The 21,446-nt window shown below is 68.9% G+C and carries 26 protein-coding genes; 21 read left to right on the top strand and 5 right to left on the bottom strand.

The window, feature by feature from the left end; all coding sequences use genetic code 11:
- Positions 1-20: 20 nt before the first annotated feature.
- Complete coding sequence (locus MLE43_RS10590; protein WP_243303777.1) at positions 21-1,274, bottom strand: MFS transporter; 1,254 nt, start codon at positions 1,272-1,274, stop codon at positions 21-23.
- Positions 1,265-2,272 carry an NAD(P)H-binding protein gene (locus MLE43_RS10585; protein ID WP_243303776.1) on the bottom strand — a complete coding sequence of 336 codons (1,008 nt, stop codon included), beginning with the start codon at positions 2,270-2,272 and terminating at the stop codon, positions 1,265-1,267. Before MLE43_RS10585 ends, MLE43_RS10590 begins: the two co-directional genes overlap by 10 nt.
- A gap of 126 nt (positions 2,273-2,398) precedes the next feature.
- Here MLE43_RS10585 and MLE43_RS10580 point away from each other — a divergent pair, with 126 nt between their 5' ends.
- From MLE43_RS10580 to MLE43_RS10510, 15 genes are all read left to right on the top strand, one after another.
- Positions 2,399-2,689, top strand: a complete 291-nt coding sequence (locus tag MLE43_RS10580; RefSeq protein WP_243303774.1) for a DUF2164 domain-containing protein — start codon at positions 2,399-2,401, stop codon at positions 2,687-2,689.
- 36 nt (positions 2,690-2,725) lie between these two features.
- Positions 2,726-3,091, top strand: a complete 366-nt coding sequence (locus tag MLE43_RS10575; protein WP_243303771.1) for a 5-carboxymethyl-2-hydroxymuconate Delta-isomerase — start codon at positions 2,726-2,728, stop codon at positions 3,089-3,091.
- Positions 3,092-3,099: 8 nt separating this feature from the next.
- The gene (locus MLE43_RS10570; protein ID WP_243303769.1) at positions 3,100-3,306 is read left to right on the top strand and encodes a hypothetical protein; all 207 of its coding nucleotides are present in this window, start codon (positions 3,100-3,102) and stop codon (positions 3,304-3,306) included.
- Positions 3,307-3,388: 82 nt separating this feature from the next.
- Positions 3,389-4,921 (top strand): M14 family metallopeptidase, encoded by a 1,533-nt coding sequence (locus MLE43_RS10565; protein WP_243303768.1) that lies wholly within the window; start codon positions 3,389-3,391, stop codon positions 4,919-4,921.
- A gap of 225 nt (positions 4,922-5,146) precedes the next feature.
- On the top strand, positions 5,147-5,590 hold the full coding sequence (locus tag MLE43_RS10560; RefSeq protein ID WP_243303766.1) for a DoxX family protein: 444 nt from the start codon (positions 5,147-5,149) through the stop codon (positions 5,588-5,590).
- 2 nt (positions 5,591-5,592) lie between these two features.
- A complete protein-coding gene (locus MLE43_RS10555; protein ID WP_243303764.1) occupies positions 5,593-6,018 on the top strand; it encodes a YciI family protein in 426 nt (141 codons plus the stop codon).
- 44 nt (positions 6,019-6,062) lie between these two features.
- Positions 6,063-6,482, top strand: coding sequence for a VOC family protein (locus tag MLE43_RS10550; protein ID WP_420843187.1), 420 nt, complete (start codon positions 6,063-6,065; stop codon positions 6,480-6,482).
- On the top strand, positions 6,479-7,093 hold the full coding sequence (locus MLE43_RS10545; protein ID WP_243303761.1) for a dihydrofolate reductase family protein: 615 nt from the start codon (positions 6,479-6,481) through the stop codon (positions 7,091-7,093). Before MLE43_RS10550 ends, MLE43_RS10545 begins: the two co-directional genes overlap by 4 nt.
- Positions 7,090-7,563 (top strand): VOC family protein, encoded by a 474-nt coding sequence (locus MLE43_RS10540; protein ID WP_243303759.1) that lies wholly within the window; start codon positions 7,090-7,092, stop codon positions 7,561-7,563. Before MLE43_RS10545 ends, MLE43_RS10540 begins: the two co-directional genes overlap by 4 nt.
- A 144-nt stretch (positions 7,564-7,707) precedes the next feature.
- On the top strand, positions 7,708-8,928 hold the full coding sequence (locus MLE43_RS10535; RefSeq protein ID WP_275976193.1) for an RNA polymerase sigma factor: 1,221 nt from the start codon (positions 7,708-7,710) through the stop codon (positions 8,926-8,928).
- Positions 8,929-8,969: 41 nt separating this feature from the next.
- On the top strand, positions 8,970-9,326 hold the full coding sequence (locus tag MLE43_RS10530; protein WP_243303755.1) for a YciI family protein: 357 nt from the start codon (positions 8,970-8,972) through the stop codon (positions 9,324-9,326).
- Between the two features lie 120 nt (positions 9,327-9,446).
- Positions 9,447-10,088, top strand: coding sequence for a sensor domain-containing protein (locus MLE43_RS10525; protein WP_243303752.1), 642 nt, complete (start codon positions 9,447-9,449; stop codon positions 10,086-10,088).
- A gap of 18 nt (positions 10,089-10,106) precedes the next feature.
- Entirely contained in the window at positions 10,107-10,373 is a 267-nt protein-coding gene (locus MLE43_RS10520; protein ID WP_243303750.1) for a DUF4342 domain-containing protein, read from the top strand.
- 115 nt (positions 10,374-10,488) lie between these two features.
- Entirely contained in the window at positions 10,489-11,100 is a 612-nt protein-coding gene (locus MLE43_RS10515) for a hypothetical protein (RefSeq protein WP_243303747.1), read from the top strand.
- A 96-nt stretch (positions 11,101-11,196) separates the two neighbouring features.
- A complete protein-coding gene (locus MLE43_RS10510) occupies positions 11,197-11,601 on the top strand; it encodes a VOC family protein (protein ID WP_243303745.1) in 405 nt (134 codons plus the stop codon).
- 13 nt (positions 11,602-11,614) lie between these two features.
- On the opposite strand, the gene MLE43_RS10505 is transcribed toward MLE43_RS10510, so the two are convergent.
- Both MLE43_RS10505 and MLE43_RS10500 read right to left on the bottom strand, forming a co-directional pair.
- Positions 11,615-13,414, bottom strand: a complete 1,800-nt coding sequence (locus MLE43_RS10505; protein ID WP_243303743.1) for an AMP-dependent synthetase/ligase — start codon at positions 13,412-13,414, stop codon at positions 11,615-11,617.
- Between the two features lie 53 nt (positions 13,415-13,467).
- Positions 13,468-14,289 (bottom strand): DUF4388 domain-containing protein, encoded by an 822-nt coding sequence (locus MLE43_RS10500; RefSeq protein ID WP_243303740.1) that lies wholly within the window; start codon positions 14,287-14,289, stop codon positions 13,468-13,470.
- 311 nt (positions 14,290-14,600) lie between these two features.
- Here MLE43_RS10500 and MLE43_RS10495 point away from each other — a divergent pair, with 311 nt between their 5' ends.
- The 6 genes from MLE43_RS10495 to MLE43_RS10470 are packed head-to-tail and all read left to right on the top strand — an operon-like array spanning position 14,601 to position 21,094.
- Entirely contained in the window at positions 14,601-16,616 is a 2,016-nt protein-coding gene (locus MLE43_RS10495) for an NADPH-dependent 2,4-dienoyl-CoA reductase (protein WP_243303737.1), read from the top strand.
- Positions 16,617-17,810 (top strand): winged helix-turn-helix domain-containing protein, encoded by a 1,194-nt coding sequence (locus MLE43_RS10490; protein ID WP_243303735.1) that lies wholly within the window; start codon positions 16,617-16,619, stop codon positions 17,808-17,810.
- Complete coding sequence (locus MLE43_RS10485) at positions 17,807-18,403, top strand: methyltransferase domain-containing protein (RefSeq protein ID WP_243303732.1); 597 nt, start codon at positions 17,807-17,809, stop codon at positions 18,401-18,403. The genes MLE43_RS10490 and MLE43_RS10485 overlap by 4 nt, the downstream gene beginning before the upstream one ends.
- A gap of 56 nt (positions 18,404-18,459) precedes the next feature.
- Complete coding sequence (locus MLE43_RS10480; RefSeq protein WP_243303731.1) at positions 18,460-19,479, top strand: ABC transporter substrate-binding protein; 1,020 nt, start codon at positions 18,460-18,462, stop codon at positions 19,477-19,479.
- On the top strand, positions 19,476-20,294 hold the full coding sequence (locus tag MLE43_RS10475) for an ABC transporter permease (protein ID WP_243303729.1): 819 nt from the start codon (positions 19,476-19,478) through the stop codon (positions 20,292-20,294). The genes MLE43_RS10480 and MLE43_RS10475 overlap by 4 nt, the downstream gene beginning before the upstream one ends.
- Positions 20,291-21,094, top strand: coding sequence for an ABC transporter ATP-binding protein (locus MLE43_RS10470; RefSeq protein ID WP_243303727.1), 804 nt, complete (start codon positions 20,291-20,293; stop codon positions 21,092-21,094). The genes MLE43_RS10475 and MLE43_RS10470 overlap by 4 nt, the downstream gene beginning before the upstream one ends.
- Before the next feature lie 9 nt (positions 21,095-21,103).
- On the opposite strand, the gene MLE43_RS10465 is transcribed toward MLE43_RS10470, so the two are convergent.
- Positions 21,104-21,445 (bottom strand): hypothetical protein, encoded by a 342-nt coding sequence (locus MLE43_RS10465; RefSeq protein WP_243303725.1) that lies wholly within the window; start codon positions 21,443-21,445, stop codon positions 21,104-21,106.
- Position 21,446 lies beyond the last annotated feature (1 nt).

Raw genomic sequence — 21,446 nt, 5'->3', positions numbered from 1 at the left:
ATGGACACCAGCTGTCCAGTTCAGGTTCTGTCCGCCTTGCCGACTTCCGAGGACCGGAAACTCCGGTAGAGCAGCCAGTCGTAGAGGATCTTCAGGCCGCCGGCGATGAGGAAGGGCACTCCGGCCAGGGCCGGCACCGCGAGCAGGGGCCCGGCCAGCACGGGCGAGATGGCGGCGCCGGTGGTGCGGGCGATGCCGGTGACGCCGGCGGCGGCGGAGCGCTCGTCCGGCGCCACCACGGCCATGGTGTAGGCCTGGCGCGTGGGCACATCCATCTGCGAGATGCTGAAGCGCAGCAGCAGCATCATCACGGCCAGGGGCAGGTTCGGCATCAGCGGCACGAGGATCAGCAGCACGTTGGACGGCACGTGGGTGAACACCATGGTGCGGATGAGCCCGATCTTCCCGGCCAGCTTCACGGCATAGAGGCTGGAGAGACCCGCCAGGACGTTGGCCGCGAAGAAGATCGACCCCAGGGCCCCCGGCGCCACGCCGAACTTCACGTGGAACCAGTAGGCCACGATGCTCTGGATGACGAAGCCCCCGGCGAAGGCGTCCAGGGAGAACAGCGCCGACAGCCGCAGGACCACGCCCTTGGAGGCATGCAGGCCCCAGCGGCTGGCCTGGGCCGCGGCTGGCGGCGCCTCCACGGCCGGCGACATCCGCGTGAAGAGCGCGGCGAGGAGCAGGCCCACACCGGCATAGGCGAAGACCAGCACCCGGTAGCTGGCCACCGGGGTGTGGCCGGCAGCCTGGAGGACCTGGGCGGACCAGCCCCCGGCCAGGGCCCCGAGAGCCGTGGCGAAGGAGCCCGTCAGGTTGTACCAGGCGAAGACGCCCGTGCGGCGCTGCTCGGGCAGCACCTGCGAGAGGGCCGCCTGCTCGATGGCCAGGAAGGGGCCCACCTCGTTGCCCGAGGGGCTGATGACGCCGAAGGTGGCCGCCACCACCAGCACCGTGAAGTCGCCGCTGAGGGCGAAGGGGATGCCCGCGGCCATCATGAGGGCCGCGCCGACCATCAGCATCTTCTTCCGGCCCAGGCGGTCCGCGTGGAGCGTGATCCACAGCGAGATGAGCGTGTCGCCCACCAGGGTCAGCGTGAGCAGCAGGCCGATGCGCCCCTCGCTGAAGCCCAGCCCCGCCAGGTAGAGCACCAGCACCACGGACAGGAACCCGTACGAGAACATCCGCGCCGCCCGCGTCACGAAGAGCAGCCGGCCGTCCGGGCCCAGAGGAGCGTCCATGGAAACCTGGCTGCGGGTGATCAAGGGCATGGGGCCTCCCCCGGGGGCACCTTCCCCTGCCGGGGGCGGTTCCGCGGCGTGAGCCATCCCGCCAGGGTTTCCGCCGCCCTCCCCGCTCGGGAAAGGGTCCCAGCCTCGGCGGCGAGGGCCCGCCGCGCGGCCTCCTCCAGTCCCACCGGAGGCGGAAGGCCGGCCGCCTCCCAGTAGCCGGGTCGGGTCGCGAGCAGGTCTGAGGTCAAGCCTTCGACCAGTTCCCGCGCGACCGCGTCATCCGCGCGTGTCACCAGTCGGATCCAGTGGGACGAGAGGCGCGGGGTGATGAGCGGGATCTTCAGGAGCAACGGCTTCCGGCCCATGACCGCCGCCAGGCGCAGAAGGATCTCCCGCCCCGAGAGGGCTTCCGGACCAGGGAGGTCCCACCAGGTGCTTTCCGGAAGCCCGATGTGCGCTCCCGCCAGGAGGGCCGCCAGGACGCCCTCCAGGGCCACGGGCTCGCTCCGGTGCGCAAGCCACGCGGGGAGCACCATGGCGGGCAGGCGGGCGGCCAGGTCCCGAACGATGGTCCACGAGGCACTGCCGGCTCCGATGATCATGCCCGCCCGGAGTTCCAGCGTGGGCACCGGACCGGCTCGCAGCGCTTCGCCGGTATTCAGGCGGGAGAGCAGGTGCTCCGAGGGCGGTCCCTGGGGGGCGACACCCCCCAGGTAGATGATCCGGCGAACCCCCGAAAAGCCTGCGGCCCGGGCAAAATTCCCGGCCCAGCGAAGCTCCGCTTCGGCCCAGCCCGGCCCGTGGGAACCCATGCCATGCACCAGATAGTAGGCGATATCGCAGCCCTCCAGGGCCGAGGCCAGGGAGGCGGGTTCGCCGATATCGCCTTCGACCCAGAGTCGATCAGGCCAGAGGCGCCTGGCTTCCCCAGGCTTTCGTGTCAGGCATCGGACCTCATGACCGGCCTCCACCAGCGGACCATGAAGGTTCCGACCGATGAATCCGGTGGCACCGGTGAGGAGGACCCGCTGGGACATGCCTGACTCTACTCCGGTGGAGGAGCGGGCTCCATCCGTCCGCGGCCCGATGGCCCCCTGGGCATCGTTTCGCCCCCGGTCAACCGCAGCCACACTGGAGGGCAGAAACGATCCCGCGAGGCCCCCTTGGACATCAAGCTCTCCACCGATACCGAGAAACGCCTGCACGGCGCCATCCAGCGCTTCGTGGCCGAAGAGTACGGCGAAAGCCTGGGCGAGCTGGGGGCGGGCACCTTCCTCACCTTCTGCCTGAAGGAGATCGGGCCGGCCATCTACAACCAGGCCATCACGGATGCCCAGGCCTGCCTCCAGGAGCGCGTCACAGATCTGGAGAACATCTGCTTCGCGGAGGAGACCAGCTACTGGGACAAGGGCGGCGCGAAACGGATCCAGCGCCGACCCGACCATCGGCGGTAGCATCCGTTACCTGCCTCTGGAGCCCCCGGACCCGCCATGCCCCACTGCATCCTCGAAGCCTCGGACAACCTGCTGGACCAGCCCGACTGGACCGCCCTGCTGCGGGAGATCCACGGAACCCTGGTGGCCACGGGCCTCTTCCGGGAGGAGGACCTCAAGAGCCGCGTCTTCCGCCATGCCACCTTCCTCGTGGCGGACGGGGCCCCGGACCGGGCCTTCGTGACCCTGGACGTGCAGCTCCTGGCGGGGCGGCCGGATGACGTGAAGGCCCAGCTCAGCGAGGCCCTGCTGGCCGTCCTCGCCAGATCATTCCCCCGCAGCGCCGAAGGCATGCGGCTGAACCTCACCGTGCAGATCAGCGACCTGCATCGCCCCAGCTACCGCCGACAGACCAGCGGCTAGGAGCCTCCATGGCCGACCCCATCACCGCCCGCCAGCTCACCCTGCTCCAGGTGGTGGCCAAGCATCCGGATGTACCCCGGGACCACCTGATCAAGGCGGGCGCCACGGACGCCGACCTGGCCTACCTGGAACGCCATGACCTCATCCGCGAACGGGCCATCGGCCGCTACCGGGTGTCCCACATGGGCCAGGAAGTCCTGAAACGGAGCCTCTGATCCCGCCTTCCCCCCGCCTTGGCGAAAGACTGGCCCCCGCGCCTCCCCGGCGAGAGAATGCCTCTCCCAGTCCGGAGTCCCCATGCCCCTGCTCACCCGCGCCGAAGCCACCCGCTACGAGGAGACCAGCCGCCACGCCGATGTGATGGCCTTCGTGGCCGGCCTGGAGGCCAAGGGCGACAAGCGCCTGCATGTCACCTCCTTCGGCACGAGCCCCCAGGGCCGCGAGCTGCCCCTGCTGGTGCTGTCCGCCCACGGCGTGACGACCCCCGAGGAAGCCCGCAGCCTGGGCCGGCCCGTGGTGCTCGTCATCAGCGGCATCCACGCCGGCGAGGTCGAGGGCAAGGAAGGCTGCCTCATGCTGGTGCGCGACCTCCTGGACGGTAAGCCGGGCCTGGATGCGGGCCAGATCCTCGACAGCCTCACGCTGGTGGTGGTCCCCCTCTTCAACCCCGATGGCAACGATGCCATCGACCCGGGCAACCGCAGGCTCCACCTGCCCAAGCTCACGGGCCAGCTGGGGCCGGACACCGGCGTGGGCACCCGCGTGAACGCCGCCAAGATCAACCTGAACCGCGACTACCTGCGCTACGAGGGCGCCGAGATGCGCCTGCTCCAGACCCGCGTGTGCCAGCCCTGGGCGGCGGACCTCACCATCGACAACCACGCGACGAACGGCTCGGTCCACCGGTTCTCCATGACCTACGACATCCCCCACACGGTGGAGAGCGGCCGGGGCGAGCCCATCGAGTACATGCGGAACCGGCTGCTGCCGCCCGTCACTGCGGCCCTGAAGGCCAACCACGGCCTGGACTCGGGCTGGTACGGCAACTTCGTGGAGGACGAGCGGGCCCTGGACGCGGACCGGGACGCCGAGCCCGGCGCCTCCGTGCGGGAGGGCTGGATGACCTACCCGCACCACCCGCGCTTCGGCAGCAACTACCGCGGCCTCACCAGCCGCATGGACCTGCTGCTGGAGTGCTACTCGTACATCTCCTTCGCCGAGCGCGTCCGCACGGCCTACGCCTTCATGCTGGAGACCTTCAAGTATGTGGCGGCCCACCGGGACGAGGTAGTGCAGACCGTGGCGGAGAGCCGCACGCCCCGGAGCCACATCGCCGTGCGCTACGAGCTGAAGCCTTTCGAGCGGCCGGTCGAGATCCTCACGCGCACTCCCCGCACCCTGGAGGGCGCGCCCAGCAGCGTGACCATCCCCCATCTGGGCCGCTTTGTGGGCAGCCTGGTGGTGGAGCGCCCCGCCGCCTACCTGGTGCCGCCCTCCGTAGCCGCCCACCTGCGCCTGCACGGGCTCGCCCTCCAGGAGGCCCTGGGCACCTTCGAGGTGGAGGTGCCCGTGGTGGAGGCCCTGGCCTCCGAAGGGGGACGGGCCATCCTCGAAGCCGCCGCCGTGGGCGAACTCTCCGTATCCTGGCGCCACGCACCGCGGAAGGCCCCGGCCGGCTGGTCGCTGGTGCCCACGGACCAGCCCCTGGGCGCCATCGCCGCCTACCTCTGCGAGGCCGAGAGCGATGACGGCGCCGTGGAGAACGGCCTGCTGCCCGTGCCCTCCCTGGGCGAAGAGCTGGCCCTCTGGCGGGTGCCCACCCTGGGCTGAGCACCTCCACCCTCCCCTTCCGGGAAGACGAACGAAGGCCACTGACGGGAATGCATTGGATTTATTTGCATCAAACAAAAGACTTGATAATTAATCTCGAAAAAAGTTTCAAAGCCTGTCGATTCCACCGCCTCCCGTTCGACGCATGAGTAGAACCCGGGACCTGCCGCCATCCTGTGCGGACGCCACCCCGCGGTTCCATCTGAAGCGCCCCGCGGAGGCCCCATGCCCACCAGCACCCCACCCGCCCCCACCCGGACCCGATGGCTCTGGGCGGGCCGCATCCTCAGCACCCTGCCGGTCCTGTTCCTGGCCTTCGACGGCATCGCCAAGCTGGCGCGGCTGCCGCCGGTCCTCGAGGCCTGCGCCAAGCTCGGCTACTCGGAAAACGTCGCGGGTCCCCTCGGCCTCACCCTGCTCACCTGCGTCGTGCTCTACGCGGTTCCCAGGACCTCCGTGCTCGGGGCCATCCTGCTCACCGGCTACCTGGGCGGCGCGGTCGCCACCCATGTGCGGGTCGGTGATCCCCTGTTCTCGCACATCCTCTTCCCGACCTATGTGGCTGCGCTGGTCTGGGGAGGGCTGTACCTGCGGGATGCGCGACTGGGGGCACTCCTTCCGCTCCGGACGATCGACCTTCCCAACCTCAGCCCTTCCAAGGAGGAATGAACATGCGCGTCATGGTCCTGATCAAGGCGACCCAGAACACGGAGGCGGGCGTCCTCCCCGATGAGAAACTCCTGGCCGACATGGGCCGCTACAACGATGAGCTGGTGAAGGCCGGCGTGATGCTCGCGGGCGAAGGGCTCCACCCCAGCTCGAAGGGCGTGCGGGTTCGGTTCTCCGGCGCGGCGCGGACCGTGATCGACGGGCCCTTCACCGAGACGAAGGAGCTGATCGCCGGCTTCTGGCTCTGGCAGGTCCGGTCGATGGCGGAGGCCGTCGAATGGATCAAGCGCTGCCCCAATCCCACAGGCGAGTCGGCCGAGATCGAGCTCCGCCAGGTCTTCGAAGCGGAGGATTTCGGCCCTCAGTTCACCCCCGAGTTGCGGGAGCAGGAAGAACGCCTGCGCGCCCAGATCGCCCAGAAGGCCTAGGCGCACCAGCCCCATCCCAGCCACGCCAACAAGGAGAGCACCCCATGCCAAAAATGATTTTCGTGAACCTGCCCGTCACCGATCTCAAGACGTCGATGGCGTTCTACACGTCCCTCGGCTTCACCAACAATCCTGTGTTCTCGGACGAGACGGCGGCCTGCATGGTATGGAGCGAGGCCATCTACGTGATGCTCTTGACCCATGCCAAGTGGCGCGCCTTCACCGCCCGGGCCATCCCCCAACCAACCTCCAGCGAGGTGATGCTCGCCGTCTCATGCGAGAACCGCGAGGCGGTGGATGCGATGAACACCGCGGCAGCCGCGAATGGCGGGGTGTCTGACATCAACCCCATCCAGGATCTTGGTTTCATGTACAGCCGCGATTTCACCGATCCTGACGGGCACGTCTGGGAGGCGGTGTGGATGGATCCGGCCGCGGTCCCCCATGAGAATCAGCCCAAATGAGAAAACTCCGAATCATCGAACACATGTCGCTGGACGGCGTGATCCAGCATTCCGCCGATGACGACGGTTTCCCCTACAGCGACTGGACCGCGCCCTATCGGACACCCGCTGGCCGGGATGCCATGCTGGCGGCGTACGGCGGGAGCTTCGATCTGTTGCTTGGCCGTCGCACCTACGATATCTGGTCAGGCTACTGGCCGAAGGCGCCGAGCAGCCCGATGGCGGACGGCCTCAATGCGGCTACAAAACATGTGGTGACCCACCGTCCGGAAAGCCTTGAATGGGGCCCGTTCGAGGGCCTTGGGCCGGACGTCGCCGAGGGCATCCGCCACATCAAGGCCCAGGACGGCCCGGACCTGATCCTCTCAGGCAGCTCCACCCTGACATCGACGCTGCTCGAGCATGGGCTTGCGGATGAAGTCCTGCTGGCCGTCTATCCGGTCTTGCTGGGCACGGGGAAGCGCTTCTTTGCGGAGGGAACCCCGCCACGGTCCTTCGAGCTGGTCCGCACCGAAGCCTTCCCGTCCGGCATCCTCTTCACGACTTACAAGGTCGCTGGGCCCTTGAAGACCTTCCCCGACCGTACCGACCGACAGGAGGCTTCGAAATGAGCAAGAACACGATCTGTCTTTGGTTTGAGCGTGACGCAGAAGAAGCTGCGCGCTTCTACACCGAGACCTTCCCGCAGAGCCATCTCGGATCCATCCACAAGGCCCCTTCCGACTATCCAGATGGAAGCGCGGGCGACACCCTGGTGGTGGAGTTCGTGGTCGCCGGAATCCCGTGCATCGGATTGAACGGCGGGCCTCAGTTCAAGCACAGCGAAGCCTTTTCGTTCCAGATCACGACGGAGGACCAGGAGGAAACGGATCGGTACTGGAACGCGATTGTCGGAAACGGCGGCCAGGAAAGCCAATGTGGCTGGTGCAAGGACAAGTGGGGCATCAGCTGGCAGATCACGCCCCGCATCCTGACCGAGGCGATGGCCAGGGGCGGACCAGCCGCGAAGCGCGCGTTCGAGGCCATGATGCCCATGAGGAAAATCGACATCGCCTCCATCGAAGCGGCGATCCGAGGTTGATCGCCACCTTCCGGCCAGCTGCGCCTACCCCCTCGCCCAACAAGGCGGAGTCCGTATCGGGAGGTTGCGGCCCCCTGACAAAGCTGGTCTGATTCCCATGTGACGACATCCGACGCCCATCGAGCCATCGACGCCGTCTGGCGGATGGAATCCGCCCGGCTCATCGCGGGACTCCTGCGGATGGTGCGCGACCTGGACCTGGCGGAGGAGCTCGCCCAGGATGCCCTCGTCGCCGCCCTCGAACAGTGGCCCGAAACGGGGGTCCCCGAGAATCCCGGCGCCTGGCTCATGGCCACGGCCAAGCGCCGGGCCATCGACCGGCTGCGGCGGATCAAGCTGGCTGAGCGGAAGCACGAGGAGCTGGGTCGGGAGCTCGAGGCCCAGCAGGAGACGGCCATGGAGGCCTTCCACGCCGAGTTGGACGATCCCATCGGGGACGATCTGCTGCGGCTCATGTTCATCGCCTGCCACCCGCGGCTCTCGCCCGAGGCCAGGACCGCGCTCACCCTGCGGCTGCTGGGGGGGCTGACGACCGAGGAGATCGCCCGCGCCTTCCTCGTGCCGGAGCCCACCGTTGCGCAGCGCATCGTCCGCGCCAAGCGGACCCTGGCCGAGGCGCGGGTTCCCTTCGAGGGGCCCCGTGGGGCCGAGCTCCACGACCGTCTGGCCTCGGTGCTGGAGGTGATCTACCTCATCTTCAACGAAGGCTATTCGGCCACTGCCGGCGAGGACTGGATCCGGCCCGGGCTCTGCGAGGAGGCCCTTCGGCTCGGCCGCATCCTGGCCGGGCTGGTCCCGCGGGAGCCGGAGGCCCACGGCCTGGTCGCCCTCCTGGAGATCCAGGCCTCCCGGCTGCGGGCGCGCGTGGGACCCGATGGCGAACCCGTCCTCCTGCTCGACCAGGACCGCGGACGGTGGGACCAGCTCCTCATCCGGCGCGGACTCGCCGCCCTGGAGCAGGCCCTGGCACTGGGCGGACCCCCAGGCCCCTACACCTTGCAGGCGGCCATCGCCGGCTGCCACGCGCGCGCCCGCATGGCCGCCGACACCGACTGGACCCGCATCGCCGCGCTCTATGAGGTGCTGGCCCGCCTCACGCCCTCGCCCATCGTGGAGCTGAACCGGGCCGTGGCCCTGGCCATGGCCTCCGGCCCCGCGGCGGGCCTCGAGATCGTCGACACGCTGGCCTCCGAGCCCTCGCTCAGGGAGTACCACCTGCTCCCGAGCATCCGCGGCGACCTCCTCGCGAAGCTGGGCCGCGCCGGGGAAGCCCGGGCCGAGTTCCAGCGGGCGGCCAGCCTCACGCGGAATGACCGGGAGCGGAAGCTGCTCCTTGCGCGGGCCGCCGCCTGCGGCGACGCCTGAGCACACCCAAGCCTCCCAACCCCACCCGGAAGGAGATCCCCATGCCCTACATGCTGCTGATCTTGGAATCGAGGACCCAGCGCCCGAGCCGGACCCCGGAAGAGGGGCATGCCGTCTACGACCGGATGGTGCGCTTTTCGGAGGACCTGCAGGCCCGCGGCCTGCTCGTGGCCAGCAACTCGCTCCGGTCCGACCGGGAGGGGGTCCGGGTGCAGGTGCGGGAGGGGCGGCCCGCCCTCCTGGACGGTCCCTTCTCCGAATCCAAGGAGATGGTCGGGGGCTTCTTCTACCTGGATTGCCAGACCCGGGACGAGGCCGTCGCCATCGCGGCGACCTGCCCCGCCGCGGAGTGGGCCACTGTCGAAGTCCGGGAGGTCGGCCCCTGCTACGACGACTGAGGTCCTGACCCTGGATCGCCTCTGGTCGGCCGTGCTTTCGCCGACGCCCGCCTTCCGTTCGCCGGTTCCCGCCCCCAAGCCTGCCCGCACCCCCTAGATTGGAAGCGTCCTGGAGGTCCCGTGTCACTGCTGTCCCCACCCCATCCCGGCTTCTTCGAGGTCCTGGCCACCCGCCGCGCCTATACGACCCTGCTCTACCTGCTGGGCTCCATGGTCACCGGCATCCTCACCTTCACCTACGCGGTGACCGGGCTGTCCCTGAGCCTGGGCCTGGCCATCCTCATCATCGGCATTCCGGTGGCGGTGGCCTTCCTGGCCGGCGCGCGCCTGCTCTCCGTGGCGGAAGTTCACCTGCTGAAGGCCCTGGTCGGCGCCGACGGCTCGGAGGCCCCGGCCCTGCTCCCGGCCGGGGAAGGCTGGCTGACGCGGCTCAAGGCCCTGGTCGGCGACCGCCGCACCTGGACCAGCCTGCTCTACTTCGTGCTGCTTCTGCCCTTGGGCGTCGCCTACTTCACCCTGCTCGTCACCCTCCTCATCACGGGCCTGGCCCTCCTCGCCGTACCGGTGCTGCGTCTGCTCCACCTCGGCGCCAGCTTCACCGGGGACCTGGGCGGGATCGCCTGGATCACGGCCCATCCGGGCCTGGCGGTGGTTCTCTGCGGCCTGGCGGGCCTGGCCCTCGTGCCGCTCACCTTCCATCTGGCCCTGCTGCTGGGCCGCTTCCAGATCTGGCTGGCCCGGCACCTGCTGATCCGCGCCTGATCCCTTGAAAGGACACCCATGTCCACCGATACGCAGAACCGCACCCGCACGGAGGAATTCAAGCTCGATGGCGGCAAGGTCCTCGACAAGATCAAGGAGCTGATCCACGAGGGGAACATCCGCCGGATCACCCTGAAAAACGAGGATGGCAAGACCCTCATCGAGATCCCCCTGACCCTGGGCCTGGTGGGCGCGGCCCTGCTGCCGGTGTTCGCCGCCGTGGGCGCCCTGGCCGCCGTGGTCACCCGCATGGTGATCGCGGTGGAGAAGGTGGACCCGGACTGAGCCTGACCGTCCGGAGAGCCGGCGGCGGATCAATTCATGACCGATCGATCCCTTGACTCTTCTGATTCGAAGTGGAAGGATGGCCCGCCTTTCCACTTCCCACCAGGAGACGATCATGAAAAAAGCAATCGCTCTCGCACTCGTCCTCGGCGCTCCTCTTGCCGCCCAGTCCTTCGAGGTGGGACTGTTCCTCGGACAGCAGCAGTACCCGTCACCCCAGACGAACACACCGCTGGGCGCACTGCGGATGGAGACCGACAGCAAGACGGCCTACGCGGTGCGTTTCGGCTACTCGGTGGTGGACCTGGGGCCCGCCCTGTTCCAGATCACCGCGGGCTACCAGCCGGAGGTCAAGGCCAACACCAAGGGTTCGCTGGGCGGTTCACCGAACGTCGAGGTCGGCACCTTCAAGGAGGATCACTGGTCCGCGGGCGCCATGTTCAACTTCAAGGCCGTGGTGGCCGTCGGGGCCGGCCTGGAGTTCCGTTCCGAGAAACTGTCCGGTGACTTCGGCGGCACTTCCGACAGCACCACCTACAACCGCGTCTGGATCCGCCTGAACGCCGGCTACGCGATCCCCTCGCCGGTCGTGAAGCCCTTCTTCGGGCTCGAGGTGGCCTTCCCCCTCGCCAAGAGGGACCTGGAGACGAACTCTTCCAATGCCGATTTCCTGAAGGCCCTGGCTCCCAAGAGCCAGATCGGCATCTACGCGGGCATCCGCTTCTGACGGCGCCAGCCAGCCCCGCACCTGACAACGGCGCTCGTGCGGGGCGCTTCTCCGGGGGTCGCCGGCTATGCTGATGGACCCGGAGGTCCACCAGCCATGCGCATCCTCGCCCTCGACCACCTGGTCCTCCGCGTCACCGACCTGGAAGGCATGACCGACTTCTACACGCGGGTGGTCGGCCTCGGCCTGGATCGCAGGGTGCCGGACCTCGGGCTCGTCCACCTCCGGGCGGGGCGCTCGATGCTCGACCTGGTCTCGGTGGCCGGAAGGCTGGGCGCCTCTGGCGGCGCCGCGCCGGGACCGGAGGGCCGCAACCAGGACCACTTCTGCCTGCGCATCGAGCCCTTCGACGAGGCCAGTCTGCGGGCGCGCTACCGCGCCCACGGCGTCGAGCTGAGCGAGGTTCATGACAATTACGGGGCCGAGGGCACCGGCCCCTCCGTCTACCTCCAGGACCCGGAGGGCAACGTGATCGAGCTGAAGGGACCCTCGGCGGGTTGAGCGCAGATCGGAATCAGGCCCCCCGGTAGAGCGATTCGATGAGGGTGGCGTACATCTCGTTCACCACCCGGCGCTTCACCTTGAGGCTGGGCGTGAGCTGACCGGTCTCCAGGCTCAGCTCGTGGTCGAGGATCGCCACCTTCTTCACGCGCTCGAAGTTGGAGAGCTGCTGGTTGATATGGTCCACCCGCTCCATCATCAGCTCGTGGACTTCGGGGCGGGCCACCAGGTCGCGGTTGTTGGAGAAGGTCAGCTTCTTCTGGTGGGCCCAGCGGTGCAGGCTGTCGAAGTTGGGGATGATCAGGGCCGAGATGAAGTTGCGCTTGTCGCCCAGCAGGACCGCCTGGGTGATGAACTTGTCGGTCTTCAGCAGCTCCTCGATGGGCTGGGGCGCCACCTTCTTGCCGCCGCTGGTGACGATGATCTCCTTCTTGCGGTCCGTGATCTTGAGGAGGCCCCGGGCGCTCAGCTCGCCGATATCGCCCGTGCGGAAGTAGCCCTCCTTGTCGAAGGCCTCGGCGGTGCCCTCGGGATTCTTCCAGTAGCCCTTCATCACGTTCGGGCCCTGGACGAGAATCTCGCCATCCTCGGCGATCTTCACGTAGGGGCGACCGTCCCAGGTGTCGTAGATGGGCCGCCCCACCTTGCCGGGCACCACCTCGCCGAACCGGTTGAAGGAGACCACGGGGCTGGTCTCGGTGAGGCCGTAGCCTTCGGTGATGGGCAGCCCGATGGCCCAGAAGAAGGCCATGACCTTGGGCGCCAGGGGCGCGCCGCCGCTGATGGCGAAGCGGATGTTCCCGCCGGTCTTGGCCAGGATCTTGTGGAAGACCAGGTGGCGGCTCCACCAGAGCTGGAACTGGATCCAGAGGGGGATGTCCTGCTTCTCGTACAGGTAGGGCACGGACATGTCCCCGGCCCACATGGCCCAGTGGAAGATGAACCGCTTCACGATGCTGCTGGAGGCCACACCCTCGCGGACCCGGGCGTAGATCTTCTCGTAGATGCGGGGCACGCTGATGATGATGGTGGGCTTGGTGGCCTGCAGGTCGTCGCCCACGGTGGCGATGCTTTCCGCGTAGTAGATGCTGGCGCCGATCCGCATGGTCGAATAGTGCCCCGCCATCCGCTCGAGGATGTGGGAGAGGGGCAGGAAGGACAGGCAGCGGTCCCCCTTCTTGAGCTGCAGGAGCTGGAGGGTGCGCTCCACGTTGGAGACCAGGTTCCCGTGGGTGAGCATGGCGCCCTTGGGATCCCCCGTGGTGCCGGAGGTGTAGATGATCGTCAGCAGGTCCTCCGCCTTCCGCTGGCGGGCCCAGTTCCGCACCTCGGGCCGGCGGGCCTCCAGGGCCTCGCCCTCGGCCATGAGGCTGGCGAAGGGGATCACGGAGGCATCGGCGGGAATCCCGTCCATCTGCACCACCCAGGTGAGGGCGCAGTCCGGCCCCTTGGCGGTCAGGGCCTTCCGGGCCTGATCGGCCGTGGAGCAGAAGACGATGCGCGCCTCCGAGTGCCGGAGGATGAAGGCGCTCTGCGGCGCATTCAGGGTGGGATAGAGCGGCACGGTGGGCAGCCCGGAAATGGCGCAGGCGTAGTCCACGATGGCCCACTCGGGGCGGTTCTCGCAGATCAGGGCCACGGGCTCGCCCGCCTTCAGGCCCCGCGCCTCCAGGGCCAGCGCCAGGCGCTCCACCCGGGCCTGCAGCTCCTGGTGGGAGATGGGCACGTAGGTGCCGCCCTTCCGGTAGGCCAGGGCATCCGGGGACTGGAAGGCACAAGCCTGGTAGAACAGATCGGCAATGGTTTGGACCATGTCAGGCTCCGGGAAAGGGGCTTGTTCCGGGGATGCGGTTCGGGGGATGGGGTTCAGGGCGCGGGCCGCACGACGACCGTTTCGGAAGGGCCGACGCCCCAGCTCTGCAGGAAGGGCTCGGGCGCGGCCAGCACGCCATCGGCCAGGCCCTGGACGAAGCGCACATCCTCGTGGGCCACGCCGCCGCGCCACTGGATCCGCACCGAGGTGATGAAGCCGTGGCTGTAGGGCTGGAGGCCCCGCCAGCGGGACTCGTGGATGACGCTCAGCTCCACATGGTCCCCCTTCTTGAAGAGGCCGGTCTTCATCGTCTCCACCGCCAGGGGTACGGCCGGTTCGAAGACCTGGAGGCGCTCCGCCTGCAGGAGGGCGAAAGCGGCTTCCAGCACCGCGGTCTCGTTCAGCTGGGTGGAGGCCATCACCTGGTGGAAGTCCTGGTAGCCGTCGAAGTGCTGGATGGCCTTCAGGGCGTCGGGCGAGAGCTTCAGGTCCGCCGTGAGGGCCGGCTCCGGCAGGAAGGTCCAGGGCACGGCGTCCAGCGAGGGGAAATAGGCGCCCAGGCGGCGCCGGGTATCCAGGGTGCGGGCCGATTCCATGAGCAGGTCGGGCACGCTCCGCCGGATGCTTCCCACGGGCTTGACCGGGACCGCCTGGAACTCGAACTCGCCCCGCTCCCAGGCCAGCAGCTCGAAGGCGGCGGTCTCGCCGGTGGCGCGGCCGGCCTCGGCATGCACCACGGCGCCGCCGCTCACGTAGATGACCCCCCGGAAGCGGCCGTTCTGCATGAGCAGCTGGCCGGTCTTCCTGTTGAGGTGGAGCAGCTGGACCACGTCCGTGATGCTGATGCTCTCGAGAAGTCCCCGGAGGTTGCTCATGGGCGCTCCTCGGCCCAGGCGGCCGGAACGCCCGCTGCTCCCGCGGAGGGGGCGGAACGGGGGTCTGGAGAGGATGAGTACGGCATGGCCAAGGTCTTACCAATCAGGAGGGGCCGGCGGGATGAGCGGTCCACCATTGAACGGCCCAAGCCGGGCCGGGTCAAGATGGCGAATAAGGGTCATGCGGAGAGTCAATGGCAGCGCAACCGGTCCGGGGAAATCCCGGCCAGGCCGGGGAGGCTCCCGTCGGGGGCGCAGGGGGAACGCAGATTCCCGACTCGCCGTACACTGCCACCAGCCCCGGAGCTTCCATGCCGTACCCCCGTCTGCTCGCCCCCCTCGACCTGGGTTTCACCACCCTGCGCAACCGCGTGCTGATGGGCTCCATGCACACGAACCTGGAAGAGGCCAAAGGCGGCTTCGCCAAGCTGGCGGCCTTCTATGCCGAGCGCGCCCGGGGCGGCGTGGGCCTCATCGTCACCGGGGGCATCGCCCCGAACCTGCGGGGCCGCCTCGCGCCCTTCGGGTCCCAGCTCTCCTGGCCCTGGCAGGTCGGGAAGCACCGGCTGGTGACGGAGGCCGTGCATGCCGCGGGCGGCAAGATCGCCCTCCAGATCCTGCACGGGGGGCGCTACAGCTACCACCCCCTCAGCGTGGCCCCCTCCGCCGTGAAGAGCCCCATCACGCCCTTCAAGCCGCGGGCCCTCTCCGAGCGCGGCATCCGGGCCACCATCCGCGACTACGCGCGCTGCGCGGCCCTGGCGAAGAAGGCCGGTTACGACGGCGTGGAGATCATGGGCAGCGAGGGCTACCTCGTCAACGAGTTCGTCGCGGCCCGCACCAACCGCCGCACGGACGCCTGGGGCGGGTCCTTCGAGAACCGCATGCGCTTTCCGGTGGAGGTGGTGAAGGCCGTCCGCGCCGCCGTGGGCAGCGACTTCATCGTCATCTTCCGCCTTTCGATGCTGGACCTGGTGCCGGAGGGCAGCACCTGGGAGGAGGTGGTGCAGCTGGCCAAGGCCGTGGAAACCGCCGGCGCCACGATCCTCAACACCGGCATCGGCTGGCACGAGGCGCGCGTGCCCACCATCGGCGCCATGGTCCCCCGGGGCGCCTACGCCTGGGTGACGAAGCGGCTCAAGGGCGAGGTGGGCATCCCCCTCGTCACCACCAACCGCATCAACACGCCGGAGGTGGCCGAGGAGGTCCTGGCGGACGGCTGCGCCGACATGGTCAGCATGGCCCGGCCCCTCCTGGCGGACGCCGACTTCGTGGTCAAGGCCGCCGAGGACCGGGCCCTGGACATCAACACCTGCATCGCCTGCAATCAGGCCTGCCTGGATCACGTCTTCGAGCAGAAGCGCGCCACCTGCCTGGTGAACCCCCGGGCCTGCTACGAGACCGAGCTGACCTTCGAGCCGGCCATCGCGCCCAAGCGCATCGCCGTGGTGGGCGGCGGCGCGGCGGGCATGAGCTTCGCCTGCCACGCCGCCGAGCGCGGCCACGTGGTCACGCTCTTCGAGGCCCAGCCGGAGTTGGGCGGCCAGCTCAACCTGGCCAAGCGTGTGCCGGGCAAGGAAGAGTTCTACGAGATGCTGCGGTACTTCGGGCGCCGCCTGGCCACCGCCGGCGTCACCGTACGCCTGGGCGAGCGCGCCACCGTGGCGGCGCTGGCGGAGTTCGAGGAGATCATCGTCGCCACCGGCGTCCATCCCCGCACACCGGCCTTCCCCGGCGTGGACCACCCCAAGGTCATCAGCTACCCGGACCTGCTCTCGGGTCGGAAGACCGCAGGGAAGACCGTCGCCGTCATCGGCGCCGGGGGCATCGGCTTCGATGTGGCCGAGTTCCTGGTGCAGCAGGACTCGGCGCCCGACCGCGGACGCTACCTCGCGGAGTGGGGCGTGGATGGCGACCATGCCCATCGGGGCGGCCTCCTCTCCGCCCCCCGGCCACCGGAACCCGCCCGGCAGGTCTTCCTCCTCCAGCGCAAGACCGACCGCATGGGCGCCGGCCTCGGCAAGACCACGGGCTGGATCCACCGGGCCAGCCTCAAGGCCATGAAGGTGAAGATGATGGGCGGCATCCACTACGAGCGCATCGACGACACGGGGCTCTGGATCCGCGACGGCCAGGATGCGGGGTCGAAGTGCCTCGCCGTGGACAGCGTCATCCTCTGCGCCGGGCAGGAATCCGAGCGCAGCCTCGTGGAACCCCTCCAGGCCCAGGGCCTCTCCGTGCACCTCATCGGCGGCGCCGACCTCGCCGCCGAGCTCGATGCCCAGCGGGCCATCCGCCAGGGGGCCGAGCTGGCGGCGACGATCTGAATGCCTGGTCATCTCCCCCTCATCTCCGCTTCCGCCGCGCAGCGCCTGTTCCTGGGCGCCCAGGGCCTGCTGGATGATCCGGCGCGCCGGGCCACCACGGCGTCGCTGCAGGCGCTCATCCAGAAGCTGGGCTTCGTGCAGATGGACACGATCAACGTCGTGGCCCGGGCCCACGACCTCACGCTCGCCAGCCGCCTGGACGGCTACCAGCCCGAGCAGCTGAGGAAGCTGCTGGAGGACCGGCGCAGCCTCTTCGAGGGGTTCACCCACGACGCCTCCGCCATTCCCACGGACTTCTTCCCCCACTGGAAGCCCCGCTTCGCGCGGGACCGGGCACGCATCCACGCCCACGCGTGGTGGCAGCACCACTTCCGCGGCACGGACGGCGCGCAGGTGGTGCAGGGCGTGAAGGCCCGCATCGAGCACGAGGGCCCGCTGAAGTCCTCGGACTTCGAGCACCCCGAGAAGCGCGGCCCCTGGTGGGGCTGGAAGCCGCAGAAGGCCGCCCTGGATTTCCTCTGGCGTAGCGGCGAGCTGATGATCCCGCGGCGCGAGGGCTTCCAGAAGCTCTACGACCTCACGGAGCGGGTGCTGCCGGAGCCTCACGCCCGGCCCTGCCCGGAGCCCGCCGAGCACCTGGAGTGGGCCTGCGCCACCGCCGCCGAGCGACTCGGAGTGTTCACGCCGAAGGAGCTGGCGGACTACTGGGACAGCATCGAGGCCGCCGAGGCCAAGGCCTGGTGCGAGGGTGCGGCGAAGGCCGGCCGCCTCGTCCCGGTGGCCGTGGAAGGCGCGGATGGCGAGACCCGACCCGCCTTCGCGCTGGCGGATTGGGAGGCGCGGCTGGCGAAGCTGCCCGAGCCGGCCGACCGCACCCGCCTGCTCTGCCCCTTCGACCCCATCCTCCGCGACCGGGCCCGGGCCCTGCGCCGCTTCGGCTTCGACTACCGCTTCGAGGCCTTCGTGCCGGAGCCCAAGCGGCAGTATGGCTACTTCGTCCTGCCCATCCTCGAAGGCGACCGCCTGGTGGGTCGCCTCGACCCCAAGCTCCACCGCGATCGCGGCCTCCTGGAGATCCGGGGCCTCTGGTGGGAGGCCGGCATCAAGGCCACGAAGGTCCGGAGGCGCACCCTGGACGAGGCTCTGGCGCGGCTGGCGGCCTTCGTGGGCGCCGAGGAGATCCAGCTGCCATGACCGGACATCCCGACTACTGGAACCAGCTCTACGAAGGCCAGGTGCGCCCCGGCTGGGACATGGCCAAGGCCACGCCGGTGCTGGGCGAAGCCCTGGCGCACGCCACCGCCGCGGGCCTGGCGCCGGGCGCGTCCGTCGTGGTGCCGGGCTGCGGCTATGGCCACGATGCGGCGGAACTGGCCGCCCTGGGCTACCGCGTCACCGGCCTGGACTTCGCGCCCCTGGCCCTCCAGGGCGCCCTTGCCCGCTACGGCGACCGGATCGCCTGGTCGCCAGCGGACTGGTTCTCCCCGCAGCTCGGACCGTGGGACGCGATCTTCGACCACACCTGCTTCGCGGCCATGGCGCCGGCGCGCCGTACCGAGTATGTGGAGGCGTGCGCGCGCCACCTTGCGCCCGGGGGCCTCTGGATGGCGGTGCTCTTCCATGACGTGCAGGGCCGGCCCGCGCCGCCGCATGCCATGTCCCTGGAGACTTGCCGGGATCTTGCAAGCCCACGCTTCGACATCCTGCATCTTGCCCACGCGGCCACGGGCCACCCGCGGCGCGTGGGCCGCGAGTTCCTGCTGGTGGCGAGGCGCCGGCAGGATTGACCGGTCCCCCTCCGCGGGCCCTTGGCCTAGAATGGTCCAAACCCCCGGAGTACCCCATGCGGATGAAGCCTCTGGCTTTCCTGATCGCGCTTTCCTCACTGAGCCTGCTGGCCCAGGACACGGTCCGTCTCGGCAACCTGAAGTTCGCCCACTATGGCGCCGTCTCCTACATGAAGGAGATCGCCCCGAAGTACAACCTCCGGATCGATGAGCGGATGTTCGCCAAGGGCATCGACATCAACCCCGCCATCGTGGCCGGGGAGATCGACGCCAGCGCGGCGGCCCTGGATGCCGCCATCGCCGGTCGCGCCGCGGGCGTGCCCATCTACGTGGTCGCCGGCTTCGCCAGGGGCGGGGCCCGCATCGTGGTGAACGCCTCCACGGGCATCCGGTCGCTGAAGGAACTCAAGGGCAGGAAGGTGGGCGTGGCCCGCGGAGGGGCGCAGGAGGTGCTGCTCCTGGCGGAGCTGGCCAAGGCCGGCCTGACCTGGTCGGACAAGCCCGGCAAGGATGTGCTGGTGCTCTACATGCCCTTCGCGGACCTGAACCAGGCCCTCATGGCCAAGAACATCGACGCCATGTGCCAGAGCGAGCCCTACAGCTCCCAGGCCATCAACCGGAAGTTCGGCGTGGAGCTGTTGAAGCCCTACGACACGCCCATCGGCGAGCCCATCCGCGCCCTGGTCATCACGGAAAAGCTCTACAAGACACGCCGCGACGTGGCCCAGCGCTTCCTGCTGTGCTTCGTGGAGGCCACCAAGAAGTTCATCGACGATCCCAAGCTGGCCGAGAAATACGTCCGCGAGAACATGTTCAAGAACCAGATCAGCGCCGAGGACTACCAGGACGCCATCGGCAATTCCCCGTTCAGCTATGACATCACCGTGGAGCACGTCCAGATCACCACGGACCTGATGGCGAAGTACGGCGTGGGCAAGATGGCGGCGCCGCCCAAGGCCACCGATTGGGTGAAGCTCGACCTCCTGGCTGACGCCAAGAAGCAGCTGAAGATCGACCAGCCGAAGGCGGCCGCTCCCAAGAAGGCGGCTCCCGTCAAGAAGGTGAAGAAGGGATGAAGCGCTACAAGCACGCCGCCTCCGGCATCCTCGTCCCGCTGGCGGCCCTGGCCTTCTGGCAGCTGCTGTCCGCGAAGGGCTGGGTGAACGCCACCATCCTGCCGTCCCCCATGCAGGTGCTCACCAAGTGGTGGACCTACCTGCGGCCCCTGGAGGCCTTCAATCCCGCCCAGGGCTCGTACCTCAAGTGGTGCTTCTCCGGCGAATTGCCCCAGGACGCCATGGGCAGCCTCTATCGCGTCCTCGTGGGCTTCGCCATCGGCACGGGCCTGGCGTTGCCGCTGGGTCTGGGCATGGGGTACAGCAAGGTGGTCTACGCCCTCTTCAACCCGCTCATCCAGGTGCTGCGGCCCATCCCGCCCATCGCCTACATCCCCCTGTCCATCCTGTGGTTCGGGCTGGGCAACCCGCCGGCCATCTTCCTCATCAGCATCGGGGCCTTCTTCCCCGTCCTGATGAACACCGTCACCGGCGTGCAGAACGTGGACAGCATCTACCTGCGCGTGGGCCGCAACCTGGGCGCCTCGCGGTTCACCCAGTTCACGCGGATCATCCTGCCGGCCGCCACGCCCTACATCTTCACCGGGGCGCGCATCGGCATGGGCACGGCCTTCATCGTGGTGATCGTCTCCGAGATGATCGCCGTGAACAACGGCCTGGGCTACCGCATCCTGGAGGCCCGCGAGTACCTGTGGTCCGACAAGATCATCGCCGGCATGTTCACCATCGGCCTGCTGGGCCTGGGGATCGACACGGTCATGAGCCGCCTCAGCTCCCGCATGCTGCGGTGGCACCGCGGCCTGGAACAGGGATGAGCGCCATGGACAACCACATCTCCGTCCAGGGCGTCCACAAAGTCTTCCAGAGCGGCGGCCAGGACGTGTACGCCCTCAAGGCCATCGATCTGGAGATCTCCCGCGGCGAGTTCGTCTGCCTGCTGGGCCCCTCGGGCTGCGGGAAGTCCACGCTGCTCAATGCCGTCGCGGGCTTCAGCCTGCCCAGCTCCGGGCACATCCACGTGGATGGCGTGCCCGTCACGGCCCCCGGCCCCGACCGCGGCATGGTGTTCCAGGAGTACGCGCTGTTCCCCTGGATGACCGTGGAGCAGAACATCGCCTTCGGCCTCCAGATCAAGGGCGACCCCAAGGCCGCCATCCAGGCCAAGGTGGACAGCCTGCTGGAGCTCCTGCACCTCCAGGACTTCCGGAAGCGCTACCCCAAGGACCTGAGCGGCGGCATGCGGCAGCGCGTGGCCATCGCCCGGGTGCTGGCGCTGGACTCGCCCATCATGCTCATGGACGAGCCCTTCGGCGCCCTCGACGCCCTCACCCGCCGCAACCTGCAGGACGAGCTGCTCCGCCTGTGGACCGAGCTGAAGAAGACCATCCTCTTCGTCACCCACAGCATCGAAGAAGCCCTCTACCTCGCCGACCGCACCGTGGTGATGACCTACCGCCCCGGCACCCTCAAGCGCGACCTGCGGGTGGACCTGCCCCGCCCTCGCGACGTGGCCAGTCCCGGCTTCAATGCCCTGAAGAAGGAACTGAGCCTGCTCCTCATGGAAGAGCAGAACCGGCATGAGCAGGACGAGTTCCGCGGCGCGGCGGTGGACTGAGGCCAGTCCTCAGTCCTCAGGGTTCAGGATTTTGAGAGGCGGCTTCGGGTCCGTGGGGGTGCCGGGCTGGGGAAGCACCTCCCCGCCCCGCCCCCGGGTGGCGAGGGCCACGGCCAGGGTCCAGAGGGGCGCGAGGTTCAGCCAGGGCACGGCCTCGGTGACGAACGAAGGCAGGAAGGCCCAGTGGAAGCCCAGCATGGCCCACAGGACGACCATGGTGACCAGGTCCAGGCCGGCGCCCAGGAGCCAGCCCAGGGGGCCCGAGAGATCCGCCGGCACCTGGATGGCGTCCACGGCGAGGGCGATGGCCCAGGCCACGCGGACACGGGTCTTGCTGAGCGGCCGGAGCATG

The sequence above is a fragment of the Geothrix oryzisoli genome, from assembly GCF_022808865.1.
GTDB lineage: Bacteria > Acidobacteriota > Holophagae > Holophagales > Holophagaceae > Geothrix > Geothrix oryzisoli.
Note: the sequence above shows the minus strand (reverse complement) of the source record. Positions and strands in the feature narration are given on the sequence as shown.